27 protein-coding genes are annotated in these 26,166 nt (G+C 73.5%); 3 read left to right on the forward strand and 24 right to left on the reverse strand.

From position 1 onward, the window contains the following. A partial coding sequence (locus ABLM29_RS19290) for a peptidoglycan DD-metalloendopeptidase family protein (protein WP_349716167.1) occupies window positions 1–523 on the forward strand: 523 nt, incomplete at its 5' end. Here the strand turns inward: ABLM29_RS19290 and ABLM29_RS19295 are convergent. From ABLM29_RS19295 to rplS, 10 genes are all read right to left on the reverse strand, one after another. Further along, window positions 471–1,412: a tyrosine recombinase XerC gene (locus ABLM29_RS19295; RefSeq protein WP_349716168.1), complete on the reverse strand. Its 942-nt coding sequence runs from the start codon at window positions 1,410–1,412 to the stop codon at window positions 471–473. The genes ABLM29_RS19290 and ABLM29_RS19295 overlap by 53 nt on opposite strands. Before the next feature lie 44 nt (window positions 1,413–1,456). Further along, a complete protein-coding gene (locus ABLM29_RS19300) occupies window positions 1,457–2,803 on the reverse strand; it encodes a cryptochrome/photolyase family protein (protein WP_349716170.1) in 1,347 nt (448 codons plus the stop codon). 9 nt (window positions 2,804–2,812) lie between these two features. After that, window positions 2,813–3,946: a DNA-processing protein DprA gene (gene dprA / locus ABLM29_RS19305; RefSeq protein ID WP_349716171.1), complete on the reverse strand. Its 1,134-nt coding sequence runs from the start codon at window positions 3,944–3,946 to the stop codon at window positions 2,813–2,815. Beyond that, window positions 3,943–5,577 carry a YifB family Mg chelatase-like AAA ATPase gene (locus ABLM29_RS19310; protein WP_349716172.1) on the reverse strand — a complete coding sequence of 545 codons (1,635 nt, stop codon included), beginning with the start codon at window positions 5,575–5,577 and terminating at the stop codon, window positions 3,943–3,945. The genes dprA and ABLM29_RS19310 overlap by 4 nt, the downstream gene beginning before the upstream one ends. After that, window positions 5,577–5,966, reverse strand: coding sequence for a YraN family protein (locus tag ABLM29_RS19315; protein ID WP_349716173.1), 390 nt, complete (start codon window positions 5,964–5,966; stop codon window positions 5,577–5,579). The genes ABLM29_RS19310 and ABLM29_RS19315 overlap by 1 nt, the downstream gene beginning before the upstream one ends. Window positions 5,967–6,110: 144 nt before the next feature. Beyond that, the gene (locus ABLM29_RS19320) at window positions 6,111–6,569 is read right to left on the reverse strand and encodes a TadE family protein (RefSeq protein ID WP_349716174.1); all 459 of its coding nucleotides are present in this window, start codon (window positions 6,567–6,569) and stop codon (window positions 6,111–6,113) included. Window positions 6,570–6,681: 112 nt separating this feature from the next. After that, complete coding sequence (locus tag ABLM29_RS19325; RefSeq protein ID WP_349716176.1) at window positions 6,682–6,990, reverse strand: DUF2469 domain-containing protein; 309 nt, start codon at window positions 6,988–6,990, stop codon at window positions 6,682–6,684. After that, entirely contained in the window at window positions 6,987–7,688 is a 702-nt protein-coding gene (rnhB, locus tag ABLM29_RS19330; protein ID WP_349716177.1) for a ribonuclease HII, read from the reverse strand. Before rnhB ends, ABLM29_RS19325 begins: the two co-directional genes overlap by 4 nt. An 11-nt stretch (window positions 7,689–7,699) precedes the next feature. Further along, entirely contained in the window at window positions 7,700–8,524 is an 825-nt protein-coding gene (lepB, locus tag ABLM29_RS19335; RefSeq protein WP_349716178.1) for a signal peptidase I, read from the reverse strand. Between the two features lie 137 nt (window positions 8,525–8,661). Then, window positions 8,662–9,036 carry a 50S ribosomal protein L19 gene (rplS, locus tag ABLM29_RS19340; RefSeq protein ID WP_349716179.1) on the reverse strand — a complete coding sequence of 125 codons (375 nt, stop codon included), beginning with the start codon at window positions 9,034–9,036 and terminating at the stop codon, window positions 8,662–8,664. Window positions 9,037–9,215: 179 nt separating this feature from the next. Between rplS and ABLM29_RS19345 the strand changes: the two genes are divergently transcribed. Next, window positions 9,216–10,448 (forward strand): Fic family protein, encoded by a 1,233-nt coding sequence (locus ABLM29_RS19345; protein WP_349716180.1) that lies wholly within the window; start codon window positions 9,216–9,218, stop codon window positions 10,446–10,448. A 78-nt stretch (window positions 10,449–10,526) separates the two neighbouring features. Here ABLM29_RS19345 and ABLM29_RS19350 read toward each other — a convergent pair whose 3' ends face one another. From ABLM29_RS19350 to ABLM29_RS19415, 14 genes are all read right to left on the reverse strand, one after another. Further along, complete coding sequence (locus ABLM29_RS19350; protein ID WP_349716181.1) at window positions 10,527–11,786, reverse strand: ammonium transporter; 1,260 nt, start codon at window positions 11,784–11,786, stop codon at window positions 10,527–10,529. Window positions 11,787–11,903: 117 nt separating this feature from the next. Then, window positions 11,904–13,055: a tRNA (guanosine(37)-N1)-methyltransferase TrmD gene (gene trmD / locus ABLM29_RS19355; RefSeq protein WP_349716182.1), complete on the reverse strand. Its 1,152-nt coding sequence runs from the start codon at window positions 13,053–13,055 to the stop codon at window positions 11,904–11,906. Next, the gene (rimM, locus tag ABLM29_RS19360) at window positions 13,052–13,633 is read right to left on the reverse strand and encodes a ribosome maturation factor RimM (protein WP_349716183.1); all 582 of its coding nucleotides are present in this window, start codon (window positions 13,631–13,633) and stop codon (window positions 13,052–13,054) included. Before rimM ends, trmD begins: the two co-directional genes overlap by 4 nt. A gap of 92 nt (window positions 13,634–13,725) precedes the next feature. Then, a complete protein-coding gene (locus tag ABLM29_RS19365) occupies window positions 13,726–13,965 on the reverse strand; it encodes an RNA-binding protein (RefSeq protein ID WP_349716184.1) in 240 nt (79 codons plus the stop codon). A gap of 4 nt (window positions 13,966–13,969) precedes the next feature. Further along, entirely contained in the window at window positions 13,970–14,440 is a 471-nt protein-coding gene (rpsP, locus tag ABLM29_RS19370) for a 30S ribosomal protein S16 (protein WP_349716185.1), read from the reverse strand. Between the two features lie 192 nt (window positions 14,441–14,632). Continuing rightward, window positions 14,633–15,235 carry a class I SAM-dependent methyltransferase gene (locus tag ABLM29_RS19375; protein WP_349716186.1) on the reverse strand — a complete coding sequence of 201 codons (603 nt, stop codon included), beginning with the start codon at window positions 15,233–15,235 and terminating at the stop codon, window positions 14,633–14,635. Between the two features lie 38 nt (window positions 15,236–15,273). After that, on the reverse strand, window positions 15,274–16,347 hold the full coding sequence (locus tag ABLM29_RS19380) for an amidohydrolase family protein (protein ID WP_349716187.1): 1,074 nt from the start codon (window positions 16,345–16,347) through the stop codon (window positions 15,274–15,276). A 139-nt stretch (window positions 16,348–16,486) separates the two neighbouring features. Continuing rightward, window positions 16,487–16,846 carry an NYN domain-containing protein gene (locus ABLM29_RS19385; protein WP_349716188.1) on the reverse strand — a complete coding sequence of 120 codons (360 nt, stop codon included), beginning with the start codon at window positions 16,844–16,846 and terminating at the stop codon, window positions 16,487–16,489. A gap of 22 nt (window positions 16,847–16,868) precedes the next feature. Continuing rightward, on the reverse strand, window positions 16,869–18,449 hold the full coding sequence (gene ffh / locus ABLM29_RS19390) for a signal recognition particle protein (protein WP_349716189.1): 1,581 nt from the start codon (window positions 18,447–18,449) through the stop codon (window positions 16,869–16,871). A 51-nt stretch (window positions 18,450–18,500) separates the two neighbouring features. Continuing rightward, complete coding sequence (locus ABLM29_RS19395; RefSeq protein ID WP_349716190.1) at window positions 18,501–20,762, reverse strand: [protein-PII] uridylyltransferase; 2,262 nt, start codon at window positions 20,760–20,762, stop codon at window positions 18,501–18,503. A gap of 100 nt (window positions 20,763–20,862) precedes the next feature. Next, complete coding sequence (locus ABLM29_RS19400; RefSeq protein ID WP_349716191.1) at window positions 20,863–21,201, reverse strand: P-II family nitrogen regulator; 339 nt, start codon at window positions 21,199–21,201, stop codon at window positions 20,863–20,865. After that, window positions 21,198–22,544 (reverse strand): ammonium transporter, encoded by a 1,347-nt coding sequence (locus tag ABLM29_RS19405; RefSeq protein WP_349716192.1) that lies wholly within the window; start codon window positions 22,542–22,544, stop codon window positions 21,198–21,200. The genes ABLM29_RS19400 and ABLM29_RS19405 overlap by 4 nt, the downstream gene beginning before the upstream one ends. A 186-nt stretch (window positions 22,545–22,730) precedes the next feature. Then, window positions 22,731–23,888 carry a signal recognition particle-docking protein FtsY gene (gene ftsY, locus ABLM29_RS19410; protein WP_502889280.1) on the reverse strand — a complete coding sequence of 386 codons (1,158 nt, stop codon included), beginning with the start codon at window positions 23,886–23,888 and terminating at the stop codon, window positions 22,731–22,733. Between the two features lie 60 nt (window positions 23,889–23,948). Further along, window positions 23,949–24,134, reverse strand: a complete 186-nt coding sequence (locus tag ABLM29_RS19415) for a hypothetical protein (protein ID WP_349716194.1) — start codon at window positions 24,132–24,134, stop codon at window positions 23,949–23,951. Window positions 24,135–24,320: 186 nt separating this feature from the next. Here ABLM29_RS19415 and ABLM29_RS19420 point away from each other — a divergent pair. Beyond that, window positions 24,321–26,166, forward strand: a 1,846-nt coding sequence (locus tag ABLM29_RS19420; protein WP_349716195.1) for a phosphoadenylyl-sulfate reductase, incomplete at its 3' end; no start/stop codon positions are given.

The raw sequence follows: 26,166 nt of genomic DNA on the forward strand, positions 1-26,166 counted from the left end.
GGAGCCGGTGGTGGTCGCGCGGTTCGACCCGCCCGCGACGCCGTACGGCGCCGGGCACCGGGGCGTCGACCTGCTGGGCGCCGCCGGCGCGGTGGTCCGCGCGGCGCTGCCGGGGCGGGTCGCCTTCGCCGGGCCGCTCGCCGGGCGAGGCGTGGTGGTGGTCGACCACGGGGCGACGCGGACGACCTACGAGCCGGTGACCGCCACGGTCTCGCGGGGCACGGAGGTCGCGGCCGGGGAGCCGGTCGGCCGGCTCGCGCCGGTGGGCTCCCACTGCTTCCCGCGGGCCTGCCTGCACTGGGGCTGGCTGGCGGGCCGGACCTACCTGGACCCGCTGCGGCTGGTCGGGGGCGCGCCGGTGCGCCTGCTGCCGCTGGCCGGGCTGCCGCCGGTCACCGTCGCTCCCGGTGTCGCTCCCGGTGTCGCTCCCGGGGCCACGCGTGGGCTCGCGGCGGGGCTCGCGGCGGCGCTCATGCCCGCGGGTGTGCCTGCCGGTAGGCCCGTCGCAGCCGGTCCGTGGTGACGTGGGTGTAGCGCTGCGTGGTGGCCAGCGAGGCGTGGCCGAGCAGCTCCTGGACCGACCGCAGGTCCGCGCCGCCCTCCAGCAGGTGGGTGGCCGCGCTGTGCCGCAGCCCGTGCGGCCCGACGTCGGGGGCGCCGGGCACCTCGGCGAGCCGACGGTGCACCAGGGTGCGGACCGCGCGCTGGTCGATCCGCCCGCCACGGGCGCCGAGGAAGAGGGCGGCCCCGGACCCCGGGCGCGCCAGCCCGGGGCGGCCCCGGACCAGCCACGCGTCCAGGGCGCGGGCGGCCGGGATCCCGAACGGGATGGTGCGCTCCTTGCGCCCCTTGCCCAGCACCCGCACGACGTTGCGGTCGCGGTCCAGGTCGTCGACGTCGAGGCCGACCAGCTCCCCGACCCGCATGCCGGTGGCGTACAGCAGCTCGATCAGCGCGGCGTCGCGCAGCCCCACCGGCGAGCCGTCGTCGGCCCGCTCGGCGGTGAGCCGGACCAGGTCGCGGGCCTCCTCGACCCGCAGCACCGCCGGCAGGGTCCGGTGCGGCTTCGGCGAGCCGAGCGCGGAGCCGACGTCGGTCGGCGTCCGGTCGGTCCGGTCCAGCCACCCGGTGAAGACCCGGGCCGCGGTGGCGCGGCGCGCCAGCGTGGTCCGCGACAGGCCGAGCGTCTGCTGCTTGGCCAGCCAGCTGCGCAGCAGGCGCAGGTCGAGGTCCGCGGCCGCGGTCACCCCGGAGCGCTGGGCGTGGTCGAGCAGGCCGGCGACGTCCTTGAGGTAGGCGGTGACCGTGTGCGGGGCGAGGTCGCGCTCGGCGACCAGGTGCCGCTCGTAGTCGCCCAGCAGCCGCGCCCAGGACTCGGCCAGCCGGGCCTCGTCCTCCGGGCTCGCGCTCACGCCCCGATGGTAGGGACGTCGCGCCCCGATCGGCGGGACCGCGCTCAGCCGCGCGCGGCGTGGTACCGGGCCAGCGCCTCGCGCCGCTCGGCGTCGTGGTCGACGATCCGCTCGGGGTAGCCGTGCTCGTAGCCGGCCGCGTGGCGCCACGGCTCGTGCGCCGCCTTGCCGCCCAGGTGCGCCAGCTCGGGGACCCAGCGCCGCACGTAGGCGCCGTCGGGGTCGAACCGCAGCCCCTGGGAGACGGGGTTGAAGACGCGGAAGTAGGGGGCCGCGTCGGTCCCGGTGCCGGCCACCCACTGCCAGCCGTGGTTGTTCGAGGCGAGGTCGCCGTCGATCAGGTGCTCCAGGAAGTGCCGCGCCCCGGTGGGCCACCAGGCGTGCAGGTCCTTGGTCAGGAAGCTGGCGGTGATCATCCGGACCCGGTTGTGCATCCACCCCTCGGCCAGCAGCTGCCGCATGCCGGCGTCGACCACCGGGAACCCGGTGCGCCCCTCCGCCCAGGCCCGGACGAGCGGCGCGGGGTCGTCGTAGTCGAGGCCGAGCGGGCGCAGGTCGGCCCAGGCCGAGGCCGGGTGGTGGCGCAGCACGTCGGCGTAGAACTCCCGCCAGGCGAGCTCGGTGTCATAGGTCCGGCGCCCCTCCCCGCGGTGGCTGCGCACCTGGTGCAGCAGCTGGCGCGGGTGGACCACGCCGAACCGCAGGTACGGCGACATCCGCGAGGTCCGGTCGTGGTCGGGCCGGTCGCGGGCGTCGGCGTAGTCGGCGAGGTCGTCGTCGACGAACTCCCGCCAGCGGTCCACCGCGGCGTCCTCCCCGGCCGGCGGGAGCGTGCAGGGCGGGTCGGCCAGCGCCTCGCGGAGCGCCGCGAGGGCGCCCTCGTCCGACCCGGTCTCGCCGCGCACCCAGTCCACCTCGGGGGCGGGCAGCGGCGGGTCGAGCGGCACCTCACGCCAGGCCCGCGAGAACGGGGTGAAGACCCGGTAGGGGTCGCCGGACTTGTTCAGCACGGTCCCCGGGGGCACCGCGTACGGGGTGCCGACCGCCTCCAACGGCGTCTCCCCCAGTGCCTCGTCCACGCGCCGGTCCCGCGCGCTCCCGTAGGGCGTGGACTCGGCGGTGACCAGCACCCGGTCCGCGCCGACCCCGCGGACCACCGCCGGCACCTCGACCGCGGGGTCGCCGAGTCGGACGATCAGCCGGCCGCCCATCGCCTCGTCCAGCGCCCGCAGGCACGCGGCCAGCCAGGCACGGCGGGCGTCACCCGCCCCGCGCCAGAGCACCGGGTCGAGGACGAAGAGCCCGGCGACCGGTCCGTCGGCGGCGGCCGTGAGGGCGGGGTGGTCGCGCAGCCGCAGGTCGCGGCGGAACCACAGGACGGAGGCGCTCACCCGGCCACCCTAGGGACCGCACTCCAGCCCGGCGGCGAGCCGCCAGCCGCCGGCCACCTCGGCGACCAGGCCGTGACCGGCGAGGAGCCGCAGGGTGCGGTCGACCTCCGCCTCCGCGAGACCGGCCACGACCGCGATCGAGGCCGTGCTCGCCTGGCGGGCCACCGGGACCGCGTCGAGCACCTGCTGCTCGCGCACCCGCAGGCCGTCGCGGGCTGTGGCCCGGCCGCGCGGCGCGTCGGTCAGGTGCTCGCCGGCCGCGCCGACCAGCTCCAGCACGTCGCGTCCCCCGGTGACCAGGGCGGCACCGCCGAGACGGAGCTGGTGGTGCACGCCCTCCGAGGTCGCCTGGGTGACCGGCCCGGGCACCCCCATCGCGACGCGGTGCATCCGCTGCGCCCAGTGCAGCGTGTTGAGCGAGCCGCTGCGGGCGGCGGCCTCCACCACCACGGTGCCCCGGGAGAGCGCCGCGATCAGGCGGTTGCGGGCCAGGAAGCGGATCCGGTGCGGCGCCGCGCCCGGCGGCGCCTCGGAGACCACCAGGTGCCGCTCGGCCAGGTGGTCCAGCAGCGGGCGGTGCGCGGTGGGATAGACCCGGTCGACCCCGCACGCCAGCACCGCCACGGTCGGGGCGTCGGCGCTGAGGGCGCCGCGGTGCGCGGCGTAGTCGATGCCGAAGGCCGCCCCCGACACCACCGGTACGCCGGCATGGCCGACCACCGCGGCGAGGTCGGCCGCGACCCGGGTGCCGTAGCTGGTGGCCGAGCGGGAGCCGACCACCGCCACGGCGCCGGCGAGATCGGCCAGCCGCCCCGGGCCGCGCACCCACAGGCCCACCGGGACGCCGCCGCGCTCGTTGACGGCGCCGGCGCCGGCGAGGTCCTCGAGGCCGGTGGGCCACTCGTCGTCGCCCGGCACGACGAACCGGATCCCCGACCGGGCGGCGCGGTCGAGCACCGCGCGGGGGTCGACGCCGGCCAGCCGTCCCGCCACCCGGCTCAGCAGGTCGCTGTGGTCGGGGTTCTCGGTCAGCGCCCGCACCAGCTCGGCGGCGCCGAGCTCCCGGACCAGCCCGGTGAAGGTGGGGTCGCCGGGCTCGGCGGCCACGCTGAGCGCGACCCGGGCGAGCCGCTCGGCGCTCATCGCGCAGCCCCGGGTCGGTGGCCGGCCGGCGGCAGCGTGAGCGGGTCGCCGCACCGCAGCCGCAGGGCGACCTCGACGTCATCCTCCCGGGGCGGCGCCGTGGGGTCCTCCCCCGCGCCCGGGGCGGACGCCTGCGCGGCGGTGCGCAGGTCGGCGACCGTCCAGGCCAGCCGGAGCACGCGGACGGCGCCGCGGGCGGTCAGCCTGCCGTCGTACAGGAGCCGGTCGACGCGGCGGCGCGCGGCGGCGACGACCGGGAAGTCGTCGCGCAGCCGCGGCCCGGGGATCTGGCTGTTGAGCCGCCAGGCGCGGCCGGCGAAGCGGGCACGCTGTCGGTCGCGGGCGGCCGCCACCCGCGCGCGGACCACCGCCGAGGTCTCGGGCGCCCGGAACGGATCGGGGTCGGCGGGGGTGGGGGCGAGGACGTGGCGGGTGATGTCGATCCGGTCGGCGACCGGCCCGGCCACCTTCCGGCGGTAGTCGCGGCGGACCCGCTCGGGGCAGGAGCAGCCGTCGCGGCCGCGGCCGGGCACGTAGTCCCCGCACGGGCACGGGTTGGCGGCGAGCACCAGGATCGCCCGCGCCGGCAGGGTGACCGACTCCTCCTGCCGAGCGACGGTGATGTCGCCGCACTCCAGCGGTTGGCGCAGCGCGTCGATCACGTCGGCGCGGAACAGCGCGAACTCGTCGAGGAAGAGGACCCCGGCGTGCGCCTGCGAGATCGCGCCGGGGCGCACCATCCCCGTGCCGCCGCCGATCAGGCTCGCCTTGGACGCGTCGTGGTGCGGCGCCGCGAACGGTGGGCGGACGAGCAGCCCCTGCCCCGGGTCGAGCACGCCGGCCAGGGAGTGGATCGCGGTCAGCTCCAGCGACTCCTCCGCGGTCAGGTCCGGCAGGATCGTCGGGATCCGCTCCGCGAGGCTGGTCTTGCCGGCGCCCTTCGCGCCCGAGAGGAGCAGCGGGTGGCCGCCCGCGGCGGCCACCTCGAGGGCGAACTTCTCGTCCTCCATCCCGGTCAGGTCGGCCAGGTCGGCCTCCTCCAGCCGCTGCTGGCCGCGCCAGGTGAGGAGCGCGGCGCCCGAGGCCGCGGCCACCGGCGGGGCCTCGGGCACCGGCTCGCCGCGCAGCTGCGCCACCACCTGCCCCAGCGAGCGCACCCCGAAGACGCTGGTGCCGGGCACCAGCGCCGCCTCGGCGGCCTGGGGCTCCGGCACGAAGACGCGGTCGATCCCGTGCTCGGCGGCGGCCAGCACCATCGGCAGCACGCCCGGCGCGGGGCGCAGGCCGCCGGCCAGGGTCAGCTCGCCGACGAAGAGGGTGGCCGCCAGCGCACGCGGGTCGAGCTGCTCGGAGGCGGCGAGCACCGCCACCGCGATCGCCAGGTCGAAGTGGGTGCCGGCCTTCGGGAGGTCGGCCGGGGCGAGCAGGATCGTCGCCCGGCGGCTGCTGGGCCACTCCAGCGCGCTGTTGGCGACGGCCATCCGGACCCGCTCCTGCCCCTCGCGCAGTGCCACGTCGGCGCGCCCGACCAGGGCGACCCCGGCCTGGCCGGCCGAGACGTCGACCTCGACGTCGATCAGGTGCCCCACGGCCCCGCGCAGCGCCACGCAGCGGGCGGTCGCGACGCCCATCAGAGCAGCCCCGCCACGTGGTCGACCACGGCCGGCCCGCGCCGGGGCCGGAGCACGGCGACGAGGTCGATCCGGATCCCCGCCGGCCGCACGGCGTGGGCGTGCGCCCACTGCTCGCCGAGCCGCTTGAGGCGGTCGAGCTTCTCGTCGGTGACGGCCTCGTGGGGCAGCCCGGAGACCAGGCTGCTACGGGTCTTCACCTCGCACACCACCAGGGTCCGCCCCTCGCGCAGCACCAGGTCGATCTCGCCGGCGGCACACCGCCAGTTGCGGTCGAGCAGCACCAGCCCACGCTCGGTCAGGTGCCGCGCGGCCACCTCCTCGCCGTACGCCCCCAGCGCTCGGCGGCGCAGGTCCCGCCGCGGCCCGCCCGTCTCGGTCTCGGTCATCTCCCACCTCCTGGCAGGAACGATGACGGCGCGGGCCGTCGGCCCGGCGGGAGCCGGCGCCCGCCTGTGGAGGCGCGGCGCGACCCCACCGGCGAGCCCACAGGGCACCGCCGCGGAGCCGGCGCGCCGCGGGGCCGGTCGGGCTCAGCTGACCCGGATCACCGCGGAGTGCTCGATGGTGTCGAACAGGACGCCGAAGCCGGGAACCGACGGGATGAGCGGGTGCTCGCCGTAGTCGTAGGAGACCGTCACCTCCACGCACGTGGCGCAGCTGGCCGGCGCGAGGAGCATGGTGCAGGTCATCCCGTCCGAGGCGCAGGTCTTGCCGGAGGCGGCCATCGCGCCCTCGACCGCGGCGAACGCGTCGAGCTCGCGCAGGCCGGGATCGATCTGCACCGCCGCGGCGCGGGCTCCCTCGGCGGCCGCCTGGCTGACCGACTGCCGGAAGGACAGGGCCACGCCGAAGTCGATGATGCCGAAGATCAGGTAGAGCAGCACCGGCAGCACCAGCGCGAACTCGACGGCGGCCGCACCCCGGTCGCCGCGACGACCCGGACGACGTGGACGACCTGCCCGCGCGCGGGCAACCCTCGGACGCACCATTGCCCCACCTCTGCTCCCCCGGACGCGCCCCCCGCGTCCCGCATCGCCCGCATCGTAGGCCGCGGGAGCGCGCCGCGTGGTGTTCTGTCGAAGCCCGGTGGGCCGACGGGGCTCAGCCCTTCGGCGGCTCGAAGTCGGAGGTGGCCAGCTCCTCGACGTTGACGTCCTTGAACGTCAGCACCTTCACGCTCTTGGCGAAGCGCGCGGGACGGTACATGTCCCACACCCAGGCGTCCGAGATGGACACCTCGAAGAAGACGTCCCCGCCCTCGCTGCGGGCCTTCACGTCGACCGAGTTGCACAGGTAGAAGCGGCGGTCGGTCTCGACGACGTACTTGAAGATCCCGACGACGTCCCGGTACTCCCGGTAGAGGTTGAGCTCCTGCTCGGTCTCGTACTTCTCGAGGTCCTCGGCACTCATCGGATCTCCTCCCCCATGACGACTTGTTCCGGCTCGGGCGATCCTATCCCCGGCAGCCGCCAGGAGACGCGATGGTGGGGGGTGGGTCCCAGCTCGGCCAGGGCCGCGAGGTGGTCGGGCGCGGCGTACCCCTTGTTGGTCGCCCAGCCGTACTCCGGGAAGTCGGGCGCGAGGTCGGCCATGATCGCGTCCCGCTCGGTCTTGGCGAGGATGCTGGCGGCCGCCACGGCGGCGCAGCGCAGGTCCGCCTTGATCATCGTCACCACCGGCGGCGTGTCGCTCAGCAGGCCCGCGGGGACGAACAGCGCGTCCTGCTCGGGAGCGGTGAGGTAGTCGTGGTTGCCGTCGAGGAGCACCGTCGAGGGCGGGTCGGGCAGCGCGGCGATGGCGCGGTGCCCGGCGAGCCGCAGCGCCGCGATGATCCCGAACTCGTCGATCTCGGCCGGGGTGGCGTGGCCGATGCCGTACGGCGCCCAGCGACGGATCCGCGGCGCGAGCCGGGTGCGCGCCTCGGCGCTGAGGAGCTTGGAGTCGCGCACCCCCTGCGGGGCGCTGCGGGTGGCCTCGGTGACCTGGACGACGGCCACGGTCACCGGACCGCAGAGGGCCCCACGGCCGACCTCGTCGGCGCCGGCCACCGAGAGGAGCCCTCCGCGCAGCATGCGGCGCACGATCCGGAGGCTGGGCGCGGTGCTCATCGCCCGCTCCCTCAGTCGCCGGCGGCCTTGGCGGCCGGCGGGGAGTCGGGCACGTCGTCGAAGGCGTCGGGGCGGCCGATCCACGTCCACCGGTCCTGCGGCCAGACGAGGGCGAAGACCTTGCCGACCACCAGGCGGGTGTCGACCCATGGACTCTCCGTGCACGGATCCTCGTTCGGGGCGCACATGTGGGCCCGGGAGTCCGCCGAGTGCCCGCGGTTGTCGCCCATCACGAAGAGCTTGTCCTTCGGGATCGGCCCGACCGACCACTTGCACATCCTGCGCACACCGAGGTCGGAGCGCTCACCGTCGCAGGCGCCCGGGTCGTCGGCGATGAACTCGCTCGCGTCGATCGGCTCGCCGTTGACCAGCATCTCCCCCTGGCGGTTGCAGCAGCGGATCACGTCACCCTCGACGCCGATCACGCGCTTCACCAGGTGGCCGCCGGTCGGGTAGAGGCCGACCTTGGAGAGCAGGTTCGCCACGCCGGTCGGCGCCGGGGCGTCCTGCGGGCCGAGCCAGCCGCCCGGGTCCTCGAAGACCACGACGTCACCGCGCTGCGGCGTGCCGGCGAACCAGTAGGAGACCTTCTGCACCAGGATCCGGTCGTTCTTGATCAGGCCCGGCTCCATCGACTCCGACGGGATGTAGAACGCCTGGACGAAGATCGCCTTGATCACGATGGCGAGGCCGAGCGCGACGCCGAGCAGCAGCAGGCTCTCCTGCCAGACCGGGAGCGGCTTGCGCTTGGAGCCCTCGGCCCCGGCGTCGCGGCGCCGCCCCGGGTCCTCGGCGGAGGCGGGGTCGTGCGGTGCGTCCGGGGCGTCAGTGGTCACGATGGTCGAGTCTAGGCAGCGGTCCGGCCCGCCGTACGGCGCCCTCCCCATCGACGGCGCGTCCCGGCGGCCGGGATTCCCCGAGAACGACGCAGCCCCCGACCGGATCGGTCGGGGGCTGCGGGGAACGGCGTGGCTCAGGCCTCGCGGCGCTCCTTGATCTTGGCGGCCTTGCCGCGCAGGTTGCGCAGGTAGTACAGCTTCGCCCGGCGCACGTCACCGCGGGTGACGACCTCGACGGTCTCGAAGATGGGCGAGTGCAGCGGGAAGGTGCGCTCGACACCGACGCCGAAGGAGACCTTGCGGACGGTGAAGGTGCGGCCGATGCCGGCACCGTGCATGCGGATCACGACGCCCTGGAAGACCTGGACGCGGGACCGGTTGCCCTCGACGACCTTCACGTGCACCTTGACGGTGTCACCGGCGCGGAACTCGGGGATGTCGGTGCGCTTGGTGGCGTTGCCGAGCTCGGCGACGACGCTGCGACCGGCGACGGACGGGGCGTTGCTCATGGTTGCTCCTCGCGAGTGCCACAGGTCAACCGCGGTCGTGGTTCGGTTGCGGAGGCACCCGCGTCCGACGATTCCCCTGTGGCAGAAGCGTCCGCGGTGCCGACGAAGAATCATCCCATGCCGGGGCGCGGCGGCGAAATCGTGAGTTCGCCGCGGGCCCGGGCTGGAAGGATGGTCGCATGACGGAGCCCGCCACCGCCGCCCCGGTCGACTGGGCCCCGCACACCTACGAGGTGCGCCCGTGGCGCCAGCGGACCGTCCGGGGCCCCCGCGCGGACAAGCAGGTCCGGGAGATCCGGGTCTCCCTGCCGCCGATGATCGCCGACCTCGACCTCGACCTGGAGCGGCCGCTGGCGGCGATGACGACCGCCAGCGCCGGCAACCTGGGCCACCTCGACCTCGTGCACGGGCGCACGCTCATGGAGCTCAACCCGCTGCAGCTGCGCACCGAGTCGATCGACTCCTCCAAGATCGAGAACGTCGACGCCGGGCTGGCCGACTACGGGCGTGCCCTGCTGGGCGTCGGCGCCAGCTCCTCGGCGGTCTCGATGGCGTCGGCCACCGCGGCGCTGACCCGGATGATCAACGACGCGGGCCGGACCCGGAAGGTGCGCAGCGAGGCCGTCCTCGAGGCGCACCACGACCTGATGGCCCGCAACCCGCACGAGGCCCACCGCGCCGGGCAGTACCGGACCACCCAGAACTGGGTCGGCGGCAGCGACTACTCCCCCCGCGGCGCGCTGCACGTGCCGCCGCCGCCGGAGACCGTGCCCGACTACCTGACCGACCTCTTCGCGTTCGCCGACCGCGACGACCTGGCGCCGGTGGCCCAGGCGGCGATCGTGCACGCCCAGTTCGAGTCGATCCACCCGTTCATCGACGGCAACGGACGCATCGGCCGCACCCTGATCCACGCGGTGCTGCGGCGGCGCCGGGTGACCAAGCACCTGACGGTGCCGGTCGCCTCGGCCCTGGTCGCCCACCGCGACCGGTACTTCGAGGCGCTGAACGACTACCGCGCCGGGCGGGCGCACACGATCATCGCGATGCTGGCCAGCGCCGCGTCGATCGCCGCCGCGGAGTCGTGGACGACGGCCACCACGATCCGGGAGATCCGGGAGGGCTGGCAGGAGCGCACCGGCGTGACCCGGCCCGGCACCGCGCCGTACCGGCTCCTGGACCTGCTGACCGAGGAGCCGATCGTCAACGTCGACCTGGTCGTCGAGCGGCTCGGCGTCGCGGCGGAGGACGCGGAGTCGCTGATCAAGAAGCTGGTCTCCGACGGCGTGCTGGCCAAGGCTCCGCGCTCTCGACGGTCGCCGGTGTGGCTGGCGCAGGACGTCCTCGGCGAGGTCCAGCACCTCAGCGACCGGATCCGCGCGTCGAGCAGGCGCATGCGCACCCACGCCTGAACCCGGCCGGACGCGCGAGCAGGCCCGCCCCGGACGAGTCCGGGACGGGCCTGCGCGTGGCGCGTTGAGCCGATGACCTCAGCTGGCCATGCCGGTGTAGCCGCTGCCGTGCAGGGCGGTGTCGAGACCAGCGATCTCGTCCTCCTCCTTGGCGCGGAAGCCGATCGTCTTCTCGATCAGCAGGCCCACCACGTAGGCGACCACGAAGGCGTAGGCGATCACGAAGATCGACGAGGAGAACTGCGACCACAGCTGGGCGAAGCCGCCGCCGTAGAACAGGCCCTCACCGTCGTACTTGGCCAGGAAGCCGAGCGAGATGCAGCCGATGAAACCGGCGACCAGGTGGATGCCCACCACGTCGAGGGTGTCGTCGAAGCCGAGCTTGAACTTCAGGTCGATCGCGAAGGCGCAGACGATACCGGCGAAGGCGCCGAGGACCATCGCGGCCCAGGGGTCGATGTGGGCGCAGGCCGGGGTGATGGCGACCAGACCGGCGACGACACCGGAGGCGGCGCCGACCGCGGTGGCCTTGCCCTCCTTGAAGTGCTCCACGACGAGCCAGCCGAGCATGCCGGCCGCCGGGCAGATCAGGGTGTTGAGGAAGATCAGGCTGGTCTGGCCCTCGGTGGCGCCGTAGACGCCGGTGTTGAAGCCGAACCAACCGAACCACAGGATGGCGACACCGATCAGGACCAGCGGGACGTTGTGCGGCTGCGCCTCCTCCTTGGAGAAGCCGACCTTGCGCTGGCCGAGCACCAGGGCGAGCGCGAGCGCCGCGGCGCCGGCGGCCTGGTGGACGATGGTTCCACCGGCCCAGTCGAGGGCGCCGGTGCCGTTGAGGAAGAAGTCACCGTTGAGGATCCAGCCGGCCCACACCCAGGCCTGGCCCGGGAAGTAGACGAGGGTCGCCCAGATGCCCGCGAAGAGCAGCCAGGGGAAGAAGCGCGCGCGGTCGGCGATCGCACCCGAGATCAGCGCGACGGTGATGATCGCGAACGACGCACCGAAGGCGACGCCGGCCAGCGTGGAGTCGTCGGCCTTGATCGAGTCGGTCAGCGCGAAGTCCTGGAACGGGTTGCCGAAGAACTGGCTGATCCCGCTGTCGCCGAGGGCCCCGATGCCCGTCGCCCCGTAGAGGACCCACAGGATCGTGATCAGACCGAGCGAGCCGAAGCTCAGCATCATCATCGAGACCACGGACTTGGACTTGACCAGGCCGCCGTAGAAGAAAGCCAGGCCCGGCGTCATGAAAATGACCAGGGCCGTGCACAGCAACAGCCATGCAAGATCGGTAGACATACGTACCTCTTGTTTGCTCGGGAATGGTGCCGCGGGCATCGTTGTCCCACCCGCGTGGTCGCCACGATGGTGGCGGCCCAGGATTTCACCGAGGCTGGATCGAGGTTTCGCGCTTGTTACAGGTCGTCCATCTGTGTCACAGGCATGTAGCCCGACCTAAAGACGCTTGGTCAGCGTGACGGCGCCGGAAGGGGCCGCCAGATCGCGCCGCAGGCGGTAGCCGGCCTTCTTGTAGAGCCCGAGGTTCCGCTCGTTGCGCGCCCCCGTCACCAACCGGTACGACGCCGCGCCGGACGGTGCGACGGCCTCGACGTGGCCCAGCAGCACGCGGCCGAGCCCCTGGCCCTGGAGGTCGGGGGCGACGGCGAGGCGACCGATCTCCCAGACGTCCCCGTCGAGGCGCCCGCGCACCGATCCGACGAGCCGGCCGGCCCGGCGGACGACGTACGTCTCCCACCGGTCCAGGTCCGCTCGGACCTCGTCGAGGGTCTCGTGCAGCGCGGGGATGTCGAGCATCTCGTTGGCGATCGCCTCCTGCACCCAGCAGGCGCGCTGCAGCGTCAGCAGCTCCTCCGCGTCGCCGCGCACCGCCCGCACGATCGGGGTGCCGTCGTCGAGCGCCGAGGGGTGCAGCAGGTCCGGGCGGCGCTCGGCGGTGCGGCGGACCGCCTGCTCGTGGCGCCACCGCGCGATCCGGCCGTGGTCGCCGCTGAGCAGCACGTCGGGCACCTCGCGGTCCTGCCAGGTCCGCGGCTTGGTGTAGACGGGGTACTCCAGCAGCCCGCCCTCGGCGTGGGACTCCTCGACCAGCGACGCGGCGTTGCCCATGAAGCCGGGCAGCAGCCGGACGACGGCCTCGGTGATCGCCAGCGCGGCCACCTCTCCCCCGTTGAGCACGTAGTCGCCCAGGCTGATCTCGCGGACCTCGGCGATCGTGCGGGCGTGGTCGATCACCCGCTGGTCGATGCCCTCGTAGCGCCCGCAGGCGAAGACCAGCCGCTCCCGGGTGGCCAGGTCCTCGGCGACCCGCTGGTCGAACGGCTGCCCCGACGGGGTGGTGAAGACGACGGTGTCGCCGGCGCCCACCCCGAGCGCCTCGAAGGCCTCGCCGAACGGCTCGGGCTTCATCACCATGCCGGCGCCGCCGCCGTACGGGGTGTCGTCGGTGGTGTGGTGCCGGTCGTGGGTCCAGGCGCGCAGGTCGTGGACGTGCAGCTCGAGCAGGCCGGAGTCGATCGCCTTGCCCGGCAGCGAGAGCCGCAGCGGGGCGAGGTAGTCGGGGAAGATCGTGAGGTAGTCGAGCCTCACGCGTCCGAACCCTCCTGCGAACCCTCCTGAGGGCCCTCGTCCTCGGGGGCCGGCCGGACCAGGCCCGGGCGGTCCGCGATGACGACCCGGCCGCCGTCGATGTCGACCTCGGGGACGAGCGCGGTGACGAACGGGACCAGCGCCTGCCGGCCGTCGACGGTGCGCAGCCGCAGCAGGTCCTGGGCGCCGTGGGTCAGGCCGGTGACCTCGCCCAGGGGCGCGCCGTCCAGGTCGACGGCGGCCAGGCCGATCAGCTGGTGGTCGTAGAACTCGTCGGGGTCCTCGGGGCGCTCGTCGGCCGCGACGGTGGCGTGCAGCACCACCCCGCGGGCGGCCTCGGCCGCGTTGCGGTCGGCGATCTCCTCGAAGGCCAGCAGCAGCACCGACTGGTGCCAGCGGGCGCCCTCGACGGTCAGGGTGTCGTGGGCGAAGGCTCCGCCGCGGGGCGGCGCGGCCCGGAGGACGGCGCCGGGCTGGAAGCGGCGGTCGGGCTCGTCGGAGCGGACGTCGACCGTGACCTCGCCCCGGATCCCGTGCGGCTTGCCGATCCGACCGACGACGACCTCGATGCTCTCCACGGGACCAGAGATTACGGCGGCGGGCTCCGGAACGCCGAACGGGCGCCTCCCCGTGGGGGAGACGCCCGTTCGTGTGGAGCTGTGAGCTTGGCTCAGCGGCGGTCGGTGTCGACGAAGTCGATCCGCGCGCCCGCGCCCCCGGCCAGGGCCGAGATCACGGTGCGGAACGCGGTGGCCGTGCGGCCGCTGCGTCCGATCACCTTGCCGAGGTCGTCGGGGTGCACCCGGACCTCGAGCACCGAGCCGCGCCGGAGCTGACGGTCACGCACGGTCACCTCGTCCGGGTGATCGACGATCCCCCGGACCAGGTGCTCGAGAGCGTCCGCGAGCACGGGCTCAGGCCTCGGCCGACTCGTCGGCGGCGGCCTCGGCGGCCGGCGCCTCCTCGGCGGGAGCCTCAGCCTTGGGCTCCTCGACCTTCTCGGCCTTCTTCTTCGAGGTGGTCGCGGCGGCCTTCGGCTCGTTCGCGGCCTCCTTGAGGGCCTCGTTGAAGATCTCGAGCTTGTCGCGCTTGGGCTCCTTGACCTTGAGGGTGCCCTCGGCACCGTCAACGCCCTTGAACTTCTGCCAGTCGCCGGTGACCTCGAGGATGCGGGCCACGGCCTCCGACGGCTGGGCGCCGACGGTCAGCCAGTACTGCGCCCGCTCGGAGACGACGTCGATGTACGACGGGTCCTCCTTGGGGTGGTACTTGCCGATCTCCTCGATGACCTTGCCGTCACGCTTCTTGCGGGAGTCGACGACGACGATGCGGTACTGCGGCACCCGGACCTTGCCGAGGCGCTTCAGGCGAATCTTGACGGCCACGTTAGTGGTGTCTCCTTGAGAACTTGTGGTGGGTTGAACCGGCACGACCAGGTGGGGAACACCGGCGTACCGCTTCGGATGGCGCCGCGTCGTCGGGTTGAGAGGGTTCCCGGTGACGCAGAACTCAAGGGGACATTCTGCCAGAGGGCGGCGTCGGGCCAGAAATCGAGCCGGGAGCGTGGACGGACGGAGTCAGGCCTCGTCGGCTCGGCTGACCACGAGGTAGCGGTCGTCGGTGATCTCCCGCCCCCAGTACGCCGCCTCCCTCAACGGGACCAGCGACGCAGGTCGGCCGGCGTCGGCGACGAGGCGGGTGGTCTGCTCGCCGGACAGCCCGGCGCCGTTGGACCAGCGGCCCTCGACGAGGACCAGGCGGCCGCCCGGGCGCAGCAGGCGGGCCCACCGGCGGAGCGCGACCGCCGGGTCCGGCATCGCCCACAGCACGTGTCGGCACAGGACGACGTCGTACGCGGACCGCGGGAGCGGAGGCTCGTAGGCGTCACCGCGGCGGAAGCGGACCCCGGCACGGTCGGCGCCCTTGCGCTCCGCCAGCTCGATCATCCGCGGCGAGAAGTCCACCCCGTCCACGGCGAACCCCTCGTCGCCGAGCAGGACCGACAGCGTCCCGGTGCCGCAGCCGAGGTCCGCGACGCGGGCGGGCGCCGCCGGCAGGTTCGCCAGCAGCAGCGCCCGCCAGGCATCCCTAGCCACCGGGTCGCGCAGGCCGTGGTCGGCCGGCTCGTCGAACGCGTCGGCCTCGGCGTCCCACATCGCGATGTCGTCGGAGGAGGTCATCCCCGCGAAGGTACCGGCGCACCAAGGCGCGGGCGCCGTCAGGCGACGACCGCCCCCCGCAGGACCACCCGCGCCGGGGTGGCGAGGACGGTCAGGTCGTCGAGCGGGTTGCGGTCGTAGACGACGAAGTCCGCCGGGTCGCCCTCGTCGAGGCCGGCGTTCCACCCGAGCCACGCCCGGCCGCGCCAGGAGGCCGCACCCAGGACGTCGTACGCCGACAGGCCCATGTCGGCCATGGCCAGGATCTCCTCGTGCAGGACGCCGTGGCGGGTCGAGCCGCCGCCGTCGCTGCCGACGTAGAGCGCGACCCCGGCCTCGTGGGCCTGCATCAGCACCTCGCGGCGGGTGGCGTAAAGGGCGTCCATCGTCGCCGAGTAGCCGGGGAACCGCTCGCGCCCGGCCTCGGCGAAGGTCGGGAACTTCGAGGTCTGCAGCACCGTTGGCACCAGCGCCACTCCCCCGGCGGCCATCTGTTCCAGGTGGTGCTCGGTGAGGCCGGTGCCGTGCTCGATGCAGTCGATGCCGGCGTCCAGCAACGGGCCGAGCGACTCGGTGCCGAAGCAGTGGGCGGTCACCTTGGCGCCGGAGGCGTGCGCGACCCCGATGGCGGCCGCCACCGCGTCAGCCGGGAACGACGGGGCCAGGTCGCCCTCCTCCCGGGAGATCCAGTCGCCCACGAGCTTGACCCAGCCGTCGCCGGCGGCTGCCTGGGCGGCGACGGTGTCCGGGAGCTCGTCGGGCTCGACCTCCTGGCCGTAGCCCTTGATGTAGCGCCGGGTCCGCGCCACGTGCCGACCGCACCGGATCAGCCGCGGGAGGTCGTCGCGCTCCTGCACCCAGCGGGTGTCGGCGGGCGAGCCGCAGTCGCGGGTCAGCAGCACGCCGTTGGCGCGATCGGCCAGCGCCTGCTCCTCGATCCGCTCGTCGCTGACGCCGCCCCCGTCCTCGAGCCCGAGGTGGTTGTGGGCGTCGACCAGGCCGGGAACGATCCAGCCCTCCGCGGCGGTCTCGGCGCCGGCGGGGCGCTCGTAGGTCACAGTGCCGTCCACCACCCAGAGCTCGCGGGTCTCCCCGTCGGGAAGGACCGGTCCGGAGAACCTCAGCGCAGTCACGGTCGCGACGGTACCAACCGTGGGCGGGTGTCACACCCGCCACATGAATCACCGGTTGACCGGGGATTCATGCGCTTGACAGGCGTTGCAACGCCTGTCAAGCGACCGATTCACCGGTCGACCGGTGATTCCCCCGGGCTCAGAGCCGGGAGAGCAGCCAGGTGGGCCCCACGGTCGTCGCACCCGCCCCGTGCACCCGCGCGTCCAGCGCCCGGTCGGCGGTCACCACGACCACCCGCTGCCCGCGCTCGGCCGCGGCACGGGCCTCCGCCACGATCGTCGCGTCGCCGTCCTTCGGCGCGTGGACGGTTCGGACGTGGGCGTCGCGCCCGGCCTTCACCCCGCCCTTGGCCTGCCCCTCGAGCACGAGCACGACGACGTCGTACTCGATGTCGGCGACGAGCAGCTCCTCGTGCAGCCGGCGGGCGGCGCCGGCGCGGTCCTTCCACCAGCCGTCGGCGCGGGCGCCGACGACGTTCGCGCCGTCGACGACGAGCACGGACCTCACCGCGGTCGGCCCGTCAGCTCAGGAACTTGGAGAAGTCCTTGGGCAGCTGCAGGTTCTCGGCGGCCTTCTCGTAGTCGATGTCCTCGCCGATGCCGAACGGGTTGCCGCCGGACTGGGCGGCCTTCTCCTTGGCGGCAGCCGCCTCCTGCGCGGCCTTGGCCGGGTTGCCGGAGCGGCGCTGCTTGCCCTTGCCCTTGGCCTTCTGCTTCTGCTTGGCGCTGACCCGCTTGCCGCCACCGCCGCCGGCGCCGGGCATGCCGGGGATCCCGGGCATGCCGGGCATGCCGCCGCCCTTGGCCATCGCCATCATCATCTTGCGCGCCTCGAAGAAGCGGTCGACGAGGCTGTTGACGTCGGAGACCTGGCGGCCACAGCCCTTCGCGATGCGGGCGCGGCGGGAGCCGTCGATGATCTTGGGGTTGGCGCGCTCGGCCGGCGTCATCGAGCGGATGATCGCCTCGATCCGGTCGATCTCGCGGTCGTCGAAGTTCTCCAGCTGGTCGCGGATCTGACCCATGCCGGGCAGCATCTGCAGGATCTTCGACATCGAGCCGAGCTTGCGGACCTGCTGCATCTGCTCGAGGAAGTCGTCGAGGGTGAACTCGCCGCCCTGGCCGGAGAGCTTCTGCGCGGCCTTGAGCGACTGCTCCTGGTCGAAGGCCTTCTCGGCCTGCTCGATCAGGGTCATCACGTCGCCCATGTCCAGGATGCGCGAGGCCATCCGGTCGGGGTGGAAGACGTCGAAGTCGGTCATCTTCTCGCCGCTGGAGGCGAACATGACCGGCCGGCCGGTGACCTGGCGGATCGAGAGGGCGGCACCACCGCGGGCGTCACCGTCGAGCTTGGTGAGCACGACGCCGTCGTACCCGACGCCGTCGAGGAAGGCCTGAGCGGTGGACAGGGCGTCCTGACCGATCATCGCGTCGACGACGAAGAGGACCTCGTCGGGGTTGACCGCGTCACGGATCGAGGCGGCCTGCGCCATCATCTCCGAGTCGACGCCGAGGCGGCCGGCGGTGTCGACGATGACCACGTCGTGCAGCTTGCGGGAGGCCTCCTCGACCGCCGAGCGCGCCACCTGGACCGGGTCGCCGACGCCGTTGCCGGGCTCCGGGGCGAAGACCGGTACGCCGACGCGGCCGCCGTTGACCTGGAGCTGGTTGACGGCGTTGGGGCGCTGCAGGTCGCAGGCGACCAGCAGCGGCGACTTGCCCTGGTCCTTCAGCCACAGCGCGAGCTTGGCCGCGAGGGTGGTCTTTCCTGCGCCCTGGAGACCCGCGAGCATGATCACGGTCGGGCCGGTCTTGGCGTAGCGCAGGCGGCGGGTCTCGCCGCCGAGGATCGTGACCAGCTCGTCGTTGACGATCTTGACGATCTGCTGCGCCGGGTTCAGCGCACCGCTGACCTCCTCGCCGCGGGCGCGCTCCTTGACCGCGGCCACGAACTCCTTGACCACCGGCAGTGCGACGTCGGCCTCGAGCAGCGCGATCCGGATCTCGCGCGCGGTGGCGTCGATGTCGGCCTCGGAGAGCCGGCCCTTCCCGCGAAGGTTCTTGAACGTCGCGTTGAGGCGGTCGGAGAGTGTGGCGAACAAAGGAGATCCTCGAGCAGACAGGCGTGGGTGGGCACGTCGGACAGGGCAACTCTAGCGGCGTGTCCCCTGCGGACCCGCTTCGCGGCGCACCTGGGCCGCCGGCGGGCTGATCCGGTCGCGGATCGCGTGGGCGGCCTCGGCCGCCCGGGTCTCCGAGAGGGCACCCGCGTGCGCCTCCTGCACGTAGAAGACGTCGACCGCCTGCGGGCCGAGCGTCGACACGTGGGCGGAGCGGACCGAGATGTCCAGGTCGGCCAGCGCCCCGCAGACCAGGTGCAGCACCCCGATCCGGTCGCTGGCCCGCACCTCGATCACCGTCGCCTGCTCGCTCGCCTCGGGCCGGATCACCACGGTCGGCGCGAGCTCCCCGGCCTCGGCGGGCCGCGGCGCCAGCCGGGTCGCGGGGTCGACCCGCCCGGAGGCGATGTTGTCCAGCTGGTCGTTGAGCGCGCGGGCGTCCAGCCCCTCCTCCGCCACGTCCCACACCGAGATCGCGGTGTCGCCCTGGGCCCAGGCGCGGGCGGCGTGCACCGGCACCCGGCGCAGCGCGAAGACGGCGGCGACGTCGGCCAGCAGGCCGACCCGGTCGGGCGCGAAGACCTGCACCCGCGACCCGTCGGACACGGGCTCGACGGTGACCTTCGAGCCGCTCACCGGCAGCTCGGGGAGCTCGATGTCGACGGCCGGGATGGCCGGCGGCACCGCGCCGTACTCGAGCGCGGCGGCGACCCGTCGGGCGAGGTCGTGCACGAGGCCGGCCCGCCACGAGGTCCAGGCCTGCGCCGAGGTCGCCTTGGCGTCGGCCTCCGTCAGCGCGGTCAGCAGCTCGAGCGCCTCGGGCGAGTCGACGTGCGCGGTGACCGCCTCGATCGTCGCCGGGTCGTCCGGGTCCCGGGTGGTGGCGACCCGGGCCAGCAGCAGGTGCCAGCGCACCAGCAGCTCGACCAGGTCGACGGCCGCCGGGTCGAAGCCCATCCGGGTGGCGACGGTGCGGGCGATGGGCGCCCCGGCCACGCTGTGCGCGGTCAGGCCGCCCTTGCCGATGTCGTGCAGGAGCGCGGCGACCACCAGTACGTCGGGGCGGGAGACGCCCCGGATCAGCCCGGACGCCTCGATGCAGGTCTCCACCGCGTGCCGGTCGACGGTGAACCGGTGGATGACCGAGGCGTGTGGCAGCAGCCGGATCCGCTCCCACTCGGGGAGCACCAGGTCCAACGCCCCGGTCTCCTCCAGCGTCTCCCAGACCCCCAGCATGCCGGGGCCGGCGGCGAGCAGGCGGACCATCTGCTGGCGCGCCTCGGCGGGCCAGACCTCGGGCAGCGGCGCCGCCTCCCGGACCAGCCGGGCGGCGGTCGGCGGGGCCAGGACGAGGTCGCGGCTGGCGGCCTCGGCGGCGGCCCGCAGCAGGAGCACCGGGTCCTTCTCGGGGCGGGCGCCGCGGTCGAGCACGATCTCGCCGCCGGACCGTGCCACCCCGGGGGCGAGCGGCTCCAGCTCGGGACGGCGCGGGCGGTTCGACGTCGGGCGGCGCAGCGCGTCGTCGACCCGCCGCCAGGCGAGCCGCGAGAGGTGCCGGATCCGGCGTCCCAGCTCGCGCACGTGGCGCTGGGCGGCGAGCTCGTCGTCCAGCCCGAGCCCCTCGGCGATACCCGCCCAGTGCTCCGGGGCGATCCGCTCGGTGGCGCGGCCGGCCAGGGTGTGCAGCACGTCCCGGACGTCGAGCAGCTGGCGCCGGCAGCGCTCCAGGTCGGAGGCCGGCACGTCGACCAGCCAGGTGGCGGTGAGCGCGTTCAGCACCGTCGCGTCCCGCAGCCCGCCGGCGGACTCCTTCAGGTCCGGGACCGACAGGTGGGCGAGCTCGCCGACGAGGCGGTAGCGGCCGTCGACCATCGCCTTCAGCTCGGGCAGCCGCTCGCGGGCCCGGCGCCGCCACTGGGCGAGCACGGTGGTGCGCAGCCGGAGCGTGAGGTTGGGGTCGCCGGCGACGTGCCGCACGTCGAGCAGCCCCGAGGCGACCCGGACGTCACCCTCGAACGCCTCGAGCATCTCGGGGAGCGTCCGGACCGAGTGGTCCAGCCGCACGCCGGAGTCCCAGAGCGGGTACCAGACCTGCTGGGCGAGCTCGGCGGTGTCGACGCCCTCGTCGGAGACGAGGACCAGGTCGAGGTCGGAGTAGGGGGCGAGCTCGCCGCGGCCGTAGCCGCCGACGGCGACGAGGGCGACCCCGCAGTCCGGGCCGTCGGCCCCCGCGTAGGCCTTCTGGCAGAGCGCGTCGGCAGCGTCGGTGCGGACCGCCCGCTCGACTGCCGTCATGCCTCCCCTCCCCTCCTGCTCCCGACCCACGGTACGGCGACGGCCCGACCGCTCAGGCGATCGGGCCGTCGTGCCCCGAGGGCCGAGCCGACTGGCGCGCTCAGAGCGCGGCCGCGTCCTTGTCGCCGGTCCGGACCCGGATCACGGTCTCGATCGGGCTGACCCAGACCTTGCCGTCACCGATCCGACCGGTCTGCGCGGTCTTGGTGATGATGCCGACGATGTCCTCGGCGTCGCCGTCGTCGACGACGATCTCGATCCGGATCTTGGGCACGAGCGCGATGTCGTACTCCGCGCCGCGATAGACCTCGGTGTGACCCTTCTGGCGCCCGTAGCCGCTGACCTCGCTGACGGTCATCCCCGTGACACCGAAGGTCTCCAGCGCCTCGCGGACGTCCTCCCACTTGTGCGGCTTGATGACTGCGGTGACCAGCTTCATGCGCTTACCTCCGTTGCAGTGGATCCCGAGCCGAGGACCGACGCACGGCGTGCGCCCCCGCTGGTCCCGAGATCGTAGGCAGACTCGCCGTGTTCGATGAAGTCGATTCCCTCGACCTCGGCCTCGTCGTCGAGGCGCAGACCCATCGTGTACTTGATCGCCAAGCCGACCAGCAGCGTGGCGACCGCGGACCAGAGCATCGCGAACAGCGCGACGCACACCTGGACCACCAGCTGCTTGGCGCCACCGCCGGTCAGCAGGCCCCCCTCGTTCGAGGCGAGGAAGCCCACCCCGATCGTGCCGACGAGTCCACCGACGAGGTGGACGCCGACGACGTCGAGGGAGTCGTCGTAGTTCCAGCGGTACTTCAGGCCGACCGCGAGCGCGCAGAGCATGCCGGCGACCACGCCGAGCACCATCGCGCTCCACGGGACCAGGTTGCCGCAGGCGGGGGTGATCGCGACCAGGCCGGCGACCACGCCGGAGGCGGCGCCGAGCGAGGTCGACTTGCCGTCGCGGATCTTCTCCACGACGAGCCAGCCGAGCATCGCGGCACAGGTGGCCAGCGTGGTGTTGAGCCAGACCAGGCCGGTCTCGGTGGTGTAGTCGTCGAGGTTGACGATCGAGCCGACGTTGAACCCGAACCAGCCGAACCACAGCAGTCCGGCGCCGATCATCGTCAGCGTCAGGTTGTGCGGCTTCATCGGCTCCTTGCCGAAGCCGATCCGACGCCCCACCAGCAGGGCCAGCACGAGCCCGGCGACGCCGGCGTTGATGTGCACGACCGTGCCGCCGGCGTAGTCGATCGGCGCCACCTCGGCGGCACCGTCCCCGGAGAAGAGCAGGTCGGCGAGGCCGTTCTGGACGTCGCTCAGGAAGCCGCCGCCCCACACCATGTGGGCGAGCGGGAAGTAGGAGAGGGTGACCCAGACCGGCACGAAGACCAGCCAGGCCGAGAACTTCATGCGGTCGGCCACGGCGCCGCTGATCAGCGCGGCGGTGATCACCGCGAAGGTCATCTGGAAGGCGACGAAGACGTAGTTGGCCGGGTCGGTGCTCTCGAGCCCGAACTGCGTGAACGGGTTGGAGAAGAGCTTCGCGACCTCGCCACCGGTCTCACCGTCCACCGTGGCGGCGGTGGTGCTGTAGGACATCGACCAGCCCCACAGGGCGTAGACGATGCCGACGATGCCGAGCGCGCTGAACGACATCATCATCATGTTGAGCACGGACTTGCTCCGGCTCATGCCGCCGTAGAACAGCGCGAGGCCCGGTGCCGTCATCAGCAGCACGAGCGAGGACGACACCAGCATCCACGTGTAGTAGCCGTTTTCCACCGTCACCTCCGGGCTCTCGATCCGGGTGACGGGCGGCCCTCGTGCGACGCCCGCGTCTCCGGTTAGGGAGAACCTTCGTGGCCCGACGTTTCCGCGCCCTCGACGGTTTGTTTCAGCAATGTAACGAGTTGCTCGGACGCGGGAGAAGTACGCGCAGGGAGCGCAGCGAGCGACGCGCTCGGCCCATCGGACTCAGCTCAGGAGCGCGTCCACGAACGCCGCGGGGTCGAACGGCGCGAGGTCGTCGGGCCCCTCGCCCAGGCCGACCAGCTTGACCGGGACGCCGAGCTGGCGCTGCACCGCGACCACGATCCCGCCCTTCGCGGAGCCGTCGAGCTTGGTCAGCGCGATGCCGGTGACGTCGACGACCTCGGAGAAGACCTTGGCCTGGATCAGGCCGTTCTGGCCGGTGGTCGCGTCGAGCACGAGCAGCACCTCGGTGACGGGGGCCTGCTTCTCGATCACCCGCTTGACCTTGCCGAGCTCGTCCATCAGGCCCTGCTTGTTCTGCAGGCGGCCCGCGGTGTCGACCACCACGGTGTCCAGCTCGCCCTCGACGCCCTGCTTGACGGCGTCGAACGCGACGCTCGCCGGGTCGCCGCCCTCGGGCCCGCGGACCACCTCGACGCCGACCCGCTCACCCCAGGTGGCCAGCTGCTCGGTCGCGGCGGCGCGGAACGTGTCCGCGGCCGCCAGGAGCGCGGTGCGCTCCTCGGCGACCAGGATGCGCGCGATCTTGCCGACGGTGGTCGTCTTGCCGGTGCCGTTGACGCCGACCACGAGCAGCACGCCGGGGTTGCCGTCGGCACCGCTGACCTGCAGCGAACGGTCCATCGACGGGTCGACGAGCGCGATCAGCTCCTCGCGCAGGATCTCACGCGCGGCGGCGCCGTCGGTGCCGCCCTCGACCCGCATCCGCGTGCGCAGCCTCTCGACCAGCTCCTGGGTCGGGCCCACCCCGATGTCGGCGCCGATGAGCAGGTCCTCGATCGCCTCCCAGGTGTCCTCGTCCAGGCTGTCGCGGGACAGCAGCCCGAGCAGCCCGCGGCCGAAGGTGCCGGATCCGGCGAGCCGCTGGCGCAGCCGCACCAGCCGGGACGACGGCTTCTCCGGGCGCTCCAGCTCGGGCGCCTCCGGCGCGGGCGGCGCCTCGGGCTCGAGGACCTCGACGCCGGCACCGGGCTCGGCCGCCTCCTCCGGCGGCGCCTCCTCGACGGGACGCTCCGGCGCCAGCACGTCGCCGCCGGCCGCCGGCGGCGGCGTCGAGCGGCGTCGGCCGGCCGCCAGCAGCCCGACGAGCAGGACGATGCCGAGGACCGCGATCCCGAGGACGAGGTAGAGCCACTCCATGGGGGTCATCCAACCAGTCCGCGGGCGCCGATCACCACTCGGCCGCCGCCGGGCAGGGCGTCAGTCGGCGCCGACCACCCAGCCCTGGCGCAGCACCTCGCCCTCGACCTCGTCCAGCACGGGCGCGCGGCGCACGGCGCGTCCCATCGCCTCGCCGAGCCACGGCACGGCGGGGATCTTCTCCCCGCGGTGCGGGTAGGCGACGTACAGGGCGACCAGCGCGGCGAAGAGCAGGCTGACACCCATGGAAATGACGACGAAGAGCAAGACGCTCGATCCTCCGAGTAGTGACGTGCGGTTGCCGGCTGCAGGCTACCCGGCGACGCCTGACGCGCCGCGCGGTGCCGCCGACCCGCACGCCTCCTTTGCTAGCCTCCGAGCACCGTTGACCGAGGGGCCGCCACCCTCCCGCCCCCTTTCCGGAGCATCGCCTTGTCCTACCGCGCGGAACTCGCCGCCACGCTGGCGACCCTCGAGGTGATCGCGGAGGACTGGGCGCCGGCGGTGCTGGCCAACGCGTTCGGCCCGGAGGCGATGGTCATGACCGACCTGATCGCCCGGAACGGGCTGGGCATCGAGGTCTTCAGCGTCGACACCGGGCGCCTGCCGGAGGAGACCCACGCGCTCGCCCACAGCGTGCACCGCCGCTACGGCCCGGTGATCACCGTGATCGGCCCCGACCCCGACGAGGTGCGCGCATGGACCGGCGCGCACGGGCAGAACGGCTTCTACGGCAGCGCCGAGCTGCGCGAGGGGTGCTGCGCCGTCCGCAAGGTCGCGCCCCTGCAGCGGTTCCTCCGCGGGAAGCGCGCCTGGATCGCCGGGCTGCGCCGCGAGCACGGCGAGACGCGCCGCGACCTCGAGGTCTCGGCGTGGGACGCGGTCAACGGCCTCCAGAAGTTCAACCCGATGCTCGACTGGACCGGGGAGCAGGTCTGGGCCTACATCCGCGACCACGCGGTGCCGTACAACGAGCTGTTCGACCGCGGCTACACCAGCATCGGCTGCGCACCGTGCACCCGCGCGGTGGCGCCGGGCGAGGACCAGCGCGCCGGACGCTGGTGGTGGGAGGTCGACACCGTCAAGGAGTGCGGCATCCACCTCAACCCGGTCACCGGCCGGTTCGAGCGCGCCACCCCAGGGGCGGTGCCACCGGATGCGGGGCCGATGGCACAGAATGACGGGGTCGACATACCGTCGGCGCCGCCGGAGACCACCCTCCCGGCGGTCTCGGGCCCCCCTGGTGGCTCCGAGACCTCGATCTCCGGCACAGCAGCGACGAACCACGAAGGGAAAGCCATGCGCGTACTCATCCTCGGAGGGGACGGCTTCTGCGGCTGGCCCACGGCGCTCCACCTGTCGGCTGAGGGCTACGAGGTCGCCATCGTCGACAACCTCTCGCGCCGCAAGATCGACATCGAGCTCGAGTGCGAGTCCCTGACCCCGATCCGCCCGATCGGCGAGCGGCTCCGCGCCTGGACCGAGGTCTCCGGCAAGGAGATCGCCTTCCACGACATCGACGTCGCGGTGAACTACCAGCGGCTGCTGGACCTGCTCGAGGACTGGAAGCCGGACGCGCTCGTGCACTTCGCCGAGCAGCGGGCCGCGCCGTACTCGATGAAGAGCAGCCGCCACAAGCGCTACACGGTCTCCAACAACCTCAACGCCACCAACAACGTGCTCGCCGCCGTGGTCGAGTCGGGCCTGGACATCCACGTGGTCCACCTGGGCACGATGGGCGTCTACGGCTACGGCACCGCCGGCATGAAGATCCCCGAGGGCTACCTGCAGGTGCAGGTCGACGCGGGCGAGAACGGCATGGTGACCCAGGAGATCCTGTACCCGGCCAACCCGGGCAGCATCTACCACATGACGAAGACGCAGGACCAGCTGCTCTTCGCCTTCTACGCCAAGAACGACCACCTGCGCGTCACCGACCTCCACCAGGGCATCGTCTGGGGCACCCAGACCGCGGAGACCAGGCTCGACGAGCGGCTGATCAACCGATTCGACTACGACGGCGACTACGGCACCGTGCTCAACCGGTTCCTCATGCAGGCCGGCGTGGACTACCCCCTCACCGTGCACGGCACCGGCGGTCAGACCCGCGCGTTCATCCACCTCCAGGACACGGTCAAGTGCATCCGGCTCGCGGTCGACAACCCGCCGGCCAAGGGCGACCGGGTCTCGGTGTTCAACCAGATGACCGAGACGCACCGGGTCCGCGACCTGGCGAAGATGATCTCCGACCGCACCGGCGTCGCCGTGTCCAACCTCC

It is taken from the genome of Nocardioides sp. YIM 152588 (assembly GCF_040191335.1).
In the GTDB taxonomy this organism is placed as follows: Bacteria; Actinomycetota; Actinomycetes; order Propionibacteriales; family Nocardioidaceae; genus Nocardioides.